Annotated in this window: 9 protein-coding genes; 4 read left to right on the top strand and 5 right to left on the bottom strand. The window is 55.8% G+C overall.

Going from position 1 to position 7,199, the window contains the following annotated elements:
* Nucleotides 1–5: 5 nt before the first annotated feature.
* Both cbiE and cbiD read right to left on the bottom strand, forming a co-directional pair.
* Nucleotides 6–611, bottom strand: a complete 606-nt coding sequence (gene cbiE, locus ACXJJW_RS07880; RefSeq protein ID WP_456475191.1) for a precorrin-6y C5,15-methyltransferase (decarboxylating) subunit CbiE — start codon at nt 609–611, stop codon at nt 6–8.
* On the bottom strand, nt 590–1,675 hold the full coding sequence (gene cbiD / locus ACXJJW_RS07875) for a cobalt-precorrin-5B (C(1))-methyltransferase CbiD (RefSeq protein ID WP_456475190.1): 1,086 nt from the start codon (nt 1,673–1,675) through the stop codon (nt 590–592). The genes cbiE and cbiD overlap by 22 nt, the downstream gene beginning before the upstream one ends.
* Nucleotides 1,676–1,714: 39 nt before the next feature.
* On the opposite strand from cbiD, the gene ACXJJW_RS07870 reads away from it, so the two are divergent.
* The 3 genes from ACXJJW_RS07870 to ACXJJW_RS07860 all read left to right on the top strand — a co-directional run bounded on the left by ACXJJW_RS07870 (nt 1,715) and on the right by ACXJJW_RS07860 (nt 3,254).
* On the top strand, nt 1,715–1,987 hold the full coding sequence (locus ACXJJW_RS07870) for an acylphosphatase (protein ID WP_456475189.1): 273 nt from the start codon (nt 1,715–1,717) through the stop codon (nt 1,985–1,987).
* Nucleotides 1,988–2,080: 93 nt separating this feature from the next.
* Complete coding sequence (locus tag ACXJJW_RS07865; protein WP_456475188.1) at nt 2,081–2,761, top strand: diphthine--ammonia ligase; 681 nt, start codon at nt 2,081–2,083, stop codon at nt 2,759–2,761.
* 55 nt (nt 2,762–2,816) lie between these two features.
* Nucleotides 2,817–3,254: a CBS domain-containing protein gene (locus ACXJJW_RS07860; protein ID WP_456475187.1), complete on the top strand. Its 438-nt coding sequence runs from the start codon at nt 2,817–2,819 to the stop codon at nt 3,252–3,254.
* Here ACXJJW_RS07860 and ACXJJW_RS07855 read toward each other — a convergent pair.
* The 3 genes from ACXJJW_RS07855 to ACXJJW_RS07845 are packed head-to-tail and all read right to left on the bottom strand — an operon-like array spanning nt 3,251 to nt 5,254.
* The gene (locus ACXJJW_RS07855; RefSeq protein WP_456475186.1) at nt 3,251–4,600 is read right to left on the bottom strand and encodes a replication factor C large subunit; all 1,350 of its coding nucleotides are present in this window, start codon (nt 4,598–4,600) and stop codon (nt 3,251–3,253) included. The two genes, ACXJJW_RS07860 and ACXJJW_RS07855, sit on opposite strands and share 4 nt — an antisense overlap.
* Nucleotides 4,597–4,971 carry a hypothetical protein gene (locus tag ACXJJW_RS07850; protein WP_456475185.1) on the bottom strand — a complete coding sequence of 125 codons (375 nt, stop codon included), beginning with the start codon at nt 4,969–4,971 and terminating at the stop codon, nt 4,597–4,599. The genes ACXJJW_RS07855 and ACXJJW_RS07850 overlap by 4 nt, the downstream gene beginning before the upstream one ends.
* Before the next feature lies 1 nt (nt 4,972).
* On the bottom strand, nt 4,973–5,254 hold the full coding sequence (locus ACXJJW_RS07845; RefSeq protein WP_456475184.1) for a transcriptional regulator: 282 nt from the start codon (nt 5,252–5,254) through the stop codon (nt 4,973–4,975).
* A gap of 107 nt (nt 5,255–5,361) precedes the next feature.
* Here ACXJJW_RS07845 and gyrB point away from each other — a divergent pair.
* Nucleotides 5,362–7,199 (top strand): DNA topoisomerase (ATP-hydrolyzing) subunit B (gene gyrB / locus ACXJJW_RS07840; protein ID WP_456475183.1); only part of this gene is annotated, 1,838 nt, incomplete at its 3' end.

Below are 7,199 nucleotides of genomic sequence, written 5' to 3'. Positions count from 1 at the left end.
CCACCTCATCGCCACACCACCACCACGCTGTTGCCACCGAATTTTTCCTCTGAAATCTCCTCAAGCGTAGCCCTCACAACGCGCTCCCCGGGCAGGCTCAGATTCTCGCACACTGCGCAGCGCCGGTTTCCCCAGCGCCTGAGCAGCTCTTCTGCAATCTTCTGAGGCGGGCTTCTTGGGTCGCACATAATAACCAGCTTCTCCTCATCGCGAAACTCCTGTGCGGAAAAGCTGCGCCCATGGAGGCTTATAACTCTGGCTCCATTCCAGGGCTCTTTAATCTTCGCGAAGCAGAGCTGAACTGAGCTTATGCCCGGAATAACCTCGAGCATATCCCCGGGAAACCTCTTCTTCAGAAATCCAAGGATGCTGAACAGCGTCGCGTCGCCGGAGGTAAGCACCGCCACTTTGCGGGAGGAGTGCTTCTCAATGAAGCCAGCCACCTCCTCTAAATTGCGATGTATCACCATTCTTGGCTTGTTTGGAGGTGCAAATCTCAGCGCATTTTCACCTCCCACAAAGGCCGAGGCGCTCTCGATGGCGCGCCTGGCCGCTGGTGTAAGGTACTCCTCGCTTCCAGGACCGACGCCTACAACAAGTATCTTCCCCACCTTATCTGCCTCGCTTTTTTGTCGCTACCTATTACCTCTCCTTTCAGGTTAATTAGCACTGTGCCTATGTTAACCTTTCCGCCCACGCGCTCTGCGGCGCGCTGTGAGGCACGCTCAGCAATGCGGTTGAGCACCTCAGCAAGGCCTGCGCCTCCTAAAATTTCAACCGCCTCTTCTGCAGTAGCAGCACCGAGCACCTGCTTTACAAGCTCTCCCGATGCACCCGCCTCTGCAGCGTAGGCTGCGAGCGTCTCCAGGCGGGCATCCGCAACCTTGCTGTGGGTGTTGAACACCCCGGCGGCGACCTTGACAAGCTTGCCCACATGGCCGTAGAGCAGCACACCCTTCACGCCCCTTGCGGCGCATTCGTCGAGCATGTAGCCAATGTAGTTGCCGCACTGCACCACCGCATCCTCGGGTATGCCCTGCCTGATAGCACTCCTCTCTCCTATGTTGCCCGGGGTGAGTACCACCTCATCAAACCCCCTGGCAAGGGCGACATCTATCTGGGGCACAAGCGAGCGCTTGAATGCATCTTCGCTCCAGGGCTCCACTATGCCGGTGGTGCCAAGGATTGAGATGCCCCCCTCTATCCCAAGCTTTGGGTTCATGGTCTTCTGCGCAAGTTTTCTACCCCCAGGCACTGAAACCGTAACCTCCACACCCCCCTCGGGTATAACCTCCCTTACAGCACTGCGTATCATCTCTCTGGGCACCGGATTTATGGCAGCCTCCCCAACGGGTACAGCAAGCCCGGGCTTGGTTACCTCACCCACCCCCTCTCCACCTTTTATTTTTACCCCTCCGCCCTGGCATCGGCTCACCTCTGCACATATCAGCGCGCCATGGGTTATGTCAGGGTCATCGCCAGCATCCTTAACAACACACGCCCTTGCTGTTTTCTCGTCCCCTTCCAGCAGGGCAATGCCGAGCTGTGCTCTTTTACCGGAGGACAGTCCCACACTTACGCTTTTTCTTCTCCTCCCTGTGAGTAGCAGTGCCGCCGCCTTCGCCGCTGCAGCAGCGCACGTGCCCGTGCTGAAGCCCTTCCTGAGCCCTTTCATATGGAAAATGTAATATCCTACCAAGATATAGTTTTATCCATGAAGCGTATGCATGTGTTTATCTCCGGCGTGGTCCAGGGCGTGTTTTTCCGCGAGCACACCCGCAGGAGAGCGGAGGAGCTGGGGGTAAAAGGCTGGGTGAGAAATCTACCCGACGGCAGGGTGGAGGCTGTATTTGAGGGCGAGGACGAGGCAGTCGATGCGATAGTGCGCTGGTGCTGGAAGGGCTCACCCTACGCGAATGTGACCAATGTTGAAGCCAGGGAAGAGGAGTACACAGGCGAGTTTGAGAGATTTGAAATCAGGTGGTAGCACAGCAGCGCAACATCACACTGTGCAGCTTGTTAAAATACTCAAGCACGTTATAATTCCCTGCCAGAGGGTTGAGGCATTGCCGGGATTTTCATGAAACTCGCAGCACTGGTAAGCGGAGGCAAGGACAGTCTTTTTGCACTCTATAAGGCTGTGGAAGAAGGGAATAGTGTAGCCTACCTGCTGAACATGCTGCCGGAGCGTGAGGACAGCTGGATGTTCCACCATCCCAATGCGGCGCTGGTAGAGCTGCAGGCAAAGGCAATGGGGATACCGCTGATAAGGGGCACCACCTCGGGTGAGAAGGAGGTGGAGCTGGTCGACCTGCACAACCTTATTGCACGCGTTGCCGATGAGGTTGAAGGCATAGTCACGGGCGCTCTGGCCTCCAACTACCAGCGGGAGCGCATAGAGAGGATATGCTCTGAGCTGGGTCTGGAGGTTTACTCTCCCCTTTGGGGTATAGAGCCCTCCAGATACTGGGATGAGCTTCTCGCAAGCGGCTTTGAGGTCATGATCACGGCGGTAGCTGCCGAGGGGCTCGGCGAAGAGTGGCTGGGCGTCGTAATAACCCCTGAGAAGCTCTCACAGCTCAGGGAGCTGGCGGAACGCTATCGCTTTCATCTAGGCTTCGAAGGCGGCGAGGCAGAGACACTGGTGCTGGACATGCCCCTGTTCAGGAAGAGGATAGTGGTTAAGAGGGCAAGGAAGCTATGGCAGGGAAACAGCGGAGTTTACATCATTGAGGAAGCTGAGCTGGCCCCAAAACCCTAGTCGCACTTGCGGGTGGTTCCTATTTTTTACAACGTGAAATTTCTTGCTTCAGGACATGAAGGTCAAGGAAATAATGCATGGAGCCACTTTTGTCCCACCTGACACAACTATTGCAGAAGCGGCGAAGATAATGGTAAGGAAGAACATAAGCAGCGTTATCGTTGGCACTCCCACAGACTCAATAGGCATGTTTACAGAGCGCGACATGCTGCGCGAGGTTGTGGTTAAGAACCTGGACACAGAGAAGACGTCGCTCGTTGATATAATGTGCGGCACTGAGCTCAAGCATGTGATGTGCCGGGTTTTAACAACGGTGCACCAGGATGCACCTGTGGAGGAGGCGGCGGAGCGCATGATGGGGCGCTATGTGCGCCACATGCCGGTAGTGGATGACGACGGAAAAATAGTCGGAATGGTGAGCGCGCGCACTGTGATGAACGCCCTGCGGAGGAAGTCCTACTTCGCCACGAGGGGCAAGTACAACAGGGACTAAAATTCCCACAGGGAGACCTGTTTAGTTTTATCCCCCTTGGTCAGGCGCCTCAGCCTGTCCTTTGTTATCTCCTCAGCGCGCCTGTAAATCTCATCTGCAAGCTTCTCATTGCCACCCACAAGCAGCTTTATATCCTTCAGCTCCAGCTCTAGTTCCGACGCTGCCAGGGCCGCCAACTCTCTGTTGTGCTTCATAATCAGCTCAAGCATGGGTATGAACTGCTCATTTATGACGCGCTTTGAGGCGTGAATCTTTGTATGGGCATCTCGTCTTCCCTGAAGCTTCTCTGCCAGTGCGCCGAAGCTCTGCCTTCTATCGCGGCTCCGCGCATACATTGCAAATATCTTGGGGTACTGATAGCGGGTGAAGCCGGTATACTTCTTCTTTTTGGCCAGTGCCACACCCGCGCTCATCAGGTCAATCATGTAGCTTAGCAGCCCCCAGTCCTGTCTTCGCAGTATCCGCCCGTGAAACACATCCGCACGTGAGAGGTAGTTATAGCCCCTTGCCAGGTCTTCGGGGTCGCGGTACTCCAGGGGCAGATTCTCAGCGAGCCACTTGAGTATTGTGTCCGGCTGCTCACCTGAGTCGAAAACTGCCTCTCTGGCGCGTTCCAGGTTCTCTGTTTTGAGTATCCTCACCAGGGTGTCGAATATCTTTATTTCAACGTCGCGCATTGTAAGGAGTTCAACGTCTGCAAGGGTCAGCTTACGCCTGCCCTCAGCCAGCGCCTGAAGGTCGTTGAGCGCACTCCTCAGGTCGCCGTTGGAGTTTGTGGCGATTATCCTGAGTACCTTCTCCTCTGCCTCTATGCCCTCCCGGCGGCATATCTCCTTGAGTACCCGCAGAACAGTTCTCTGATTTATGCGCTTGAACTCCACCATCAGCGTTAAGCCTCTGAAGTCGGGGGGCAGTTTCCAGGGGTCGTTGGCGATGAGTATTATGGGGTGCCTGCTCCGCCCTATCAGCTGTTTGAGTGCCGCAAGACCGCCGTACTCGGCCTTGCCGTGTATGCCGTCAACCTCGTCGAGAATTATAACCTTCTTCTTCCTCTCAGGGTCAAGCGTTCCGAAGCGAGAGGCACTGCCCACTATGCGGTTTATAACGTCGCGGGTGCGCCAGTCGCTGGCGTTCAGCTCTATGTAGTCGTAGTTCAGGTCTCTGGCGAGAGCATAGGCGGCGGAGGTTTTTCCGGAGCCCGGTGGACCGTAGAGCAGCACCGCCCGCTTTTTTGGTATGCCCAGCTTCCACTCCTTCACCCATGCCATGAGCGCCGCTATTGCCCTGGGATTGCCTGCAACCTCCCTGAGTGTTCTCGGGCGATACTTCTCCACCCAGGTTTTCATCGCCTGCCCTCCAGCAGCCTCTCACAGGCGTCGAGCAGCTCGCTAACCTCGCTGTAGCTAAGCTCGGCGCTGGCGTCGCGTGCTATGCGAAGGTGGAGCTCCGCCACACGCTCCGCGAGGGCAGCGAACTCCTTCTCGTCCATGCCCTTCTTCTCCATCAGCTCCAGCAGGTTGTGCAGAGGATGCCAGCCCTCGCGCTCCCTGGCGGCGCATGCGGCGAACTCCTCCTCACTTACCAGCGAGGGTACAAGCAGGTGCCTTGCATAGTGGTAGAGCACCACCTCGAGGTTTGTTGCCACGTCGAGAAGCGCCAGGTAGTCGTCGCTGAGTATCTGCTTGAGGTAGTCCAGTTCTCTCTTTGCCTGCTGCATTCTAACCACTCTTTACTTTAAACCTGGCAGGTGTAACATGCCGTGACCTGCACTTCGGGCAGCGTTTAATGTTTTTCAGCTTGATAATATTTATAGGCTCCCCGCAGGAGTTGCAGATTGCGGGCAGAGTGTAGATGCGCTTTCCACGGCTGCGCAGTGTGTGCCGTATATGCCTGAGGTCCTCCAGAATCTCACGCCTGGAGCACTGAAAAAGCCTTGCAAGCTCGTCGATGCTCCTGCTATGTGCTTCAAGTTCCTTGATTATGTCCTCTCTGCGCGTCATTTCGCCCTGCCAAGCATTTATTTCAACAACTTATTATAAAGGTATTCTGCCGGCATAATATGAAATTGAAAGATTTATATCTGTGTCAAAACAACCTGTTTTTGGGTATGAGCATGGTGGATGATTACGCTGCCAAGGACATCGAGGTTCTGGAGGGCCTGGAAGCGGTAAGGCGCCGTCCCGGAATGTATATCGGCTCCACCGGTCCGAGCGGGCTGCATCACCTGGTTTATGAGGTGGTGGACAACAGCGTTGACGAGGCTCTGGCCGGGTACTGCAACAATATAAAGGTAGTTATCAACAGGGACGGTAGTGTTAGTGTTGCTGATAATGGGCGGGGTATACCCACAGATGTGCACCCCAAGTTCAAGAAGCCCGGGCTGGAGATAGCTTTGACCATGCTCCATGCGGGCGGGAAATTCGGCAAGAAGGTTTACCGCATCTCCGGCGGACTGCACGGCGTGGGGGTGAGTGTTGTAAATGCGCTCTCTGCATGGCTTGTTGCAGAAGTGCGGCGCAATGGCAGGGTTTTCAGGCAGCGCTTTGAGCGCGGCAAACCGGTGGAGAAGATGCGCATCGTGGGCAAGTCCAGGCGCAGGGGCACAAAGATAACCTTCAAGCCAGACCCAGAGATTTTTGACACCACTGATTTCAACTTTGATACGCTGGCGTCACGATTCCGCGAGCTGGCCTTTCTCAACAAGGGTATTAAGATCACCCTGCGCGATAAGCGCACAGGCAGGGAGGTCACCTTCTGCTATTCAGGCGGCCTGGCAGCCTTTGTGAAGTGGCTCAACTCCGGTAAGGAGCCCCTGCACAGGAAGGTTGTTTACTTCGAGACCCAGCGGGATTCCACCTATGTGGAGCTGGCAATGCAGTACACCACCAGCTTCCGCGAGAACTTCTATGGCTTTGTGAACAGCATAAATACCGCTGAGGGCGGAACCCACGTAACCGGCTTCCGTTCGGCGCTCACCAGGGTGATAAATGATTATGCAAGGAGGAACAACCTGCTCAAGGGTGATGTAACGCTTAGCGGCGATGATGTGCGCGAGGGTTTGACCGCCGTGCTCAGCATCCGTATCCCTGAACCACAGTTTGAGGGTCAGACCAAGACCAAGCTGGGCAACAGTGAGGTTAAGGGCATAGTGGAGAGCATAGTGAACGAGGGGCTGAGCAGGTTCTTTGAGGAGAATCCGAGCATAGCCAGAAAGGTTATAAATAAGTGTATAATGGCGGCGCGCGCCCGGGAGGCTGCACGCAAGGCGAGGGAGCTTGCAAGGCGCAAGAGCGCCCTCGACGGCCAGGGCTTGCCCGGCAAGCTGGCCGACTGCCAGGAGCGCGACCCCGCTAAGAGTGAGCTGTACATCGTGGAGGGTGACTCAGCCGGGGGCAGTGCAAAGCAGGGACGCGACCGCCGCTTCCAGGCGATTCTCCCGCTGCGCGGCAAGATACTTAACGTGGAGAAGGCGCGCCTTGATAAGATTCTCAAAAATGAGGAGATACGCGCCATGATCACCGCGATAGGTGCTGGCATAGGCGATGAGTTCGACGTGGAGAAGGCACGCTACCACAAGATAATAATAATGACTGATGCCGATGTTGACGGCGCGCACATACGCACCCTGCTGCTAACCTTCTTTTACCGCTATATGCCCGCGCTGATAGAGAGGGGCTACGTGTACATCGCCCAGCCTCCGCTTTACAGGGTGAAGAAGGGCAAGCGGGAGGTGTATGTTTACAGCGAGGCCGAGATGGAGCGCCTGCTTGAGAAGCTGGGCAGAGAGGGCATCAAGGTGCAGCGCTACAAGGGTCTGGGTGAGATGAACCCGCACCAGCTGTGGGATACCACGATGGACCCGAAGAACAGAACACTGCTCAGGGTTACCATTGAGGATGCGATGGAAGCTGACAGGATATTCACCATCCTGATGGGCGGTCAGGT

The sequence above is a fragment of the Candidatus Pyrohabitans sp. genome (assembly GCF_054014795.1).
This window is presented reverse-complemented; position numbering and strand designations above follow the sequence as displayed.

Bases quoted from the DNA above. Each gene is read 5' to 3' on its own strand.
- cbiD (WP_456475190.1), bottom strand. From the start codon at position 1,675: ATGAAAGGGCTCAGGAAGGGCTTCAGCACGGGCACGTGCGCTGCTGCA.
- ACXJJW_RS07870 (WP_456475189.1), top strand. From the start codon at position 1,715: ATGAAGCGTATGCATGTGTTTATCTCCGGCGTGGTCCAGGGCGTGTTT.
- ACXJJW_RS07865 (WP_456475188.1), top strand. From the start codon at position 2,081: ATGAAACTCGCAGCACTGGTAAGCGGAGGCAAGGACAGTCTTTTTGCA.
- ACXJJW_RS07860 (WP_456475187.1), top strand. From the start codon at position 2,817: ATGAAGGTCAAGGAAATAATGCATGGAGCCACTTTTGTCCCACCTGAC.
- ACXJJW_RS07855 (WP_456475186.1), bottom strand. From the start codon at position 4,600: ATGAAAACCTGGGTGGAGAAGTATCGCCCGAGAACACTCAGGGAGGTT.
- ACXJJW_RS07850 (WP_456475185.1), bottom strand. From the start codon at position 4,971: ATGCAGCAGGCAAAGAGAGAACTGGACTACCTCAAGCAGATACTCAGC.
- ACXJJW_RS07845 (WP_456475184.1), bottom strand. From the start codon at position 5,254: ATGACGCGCAGAGAGGACATAATCAAGGAACTTGAAGCACATAGCAGG.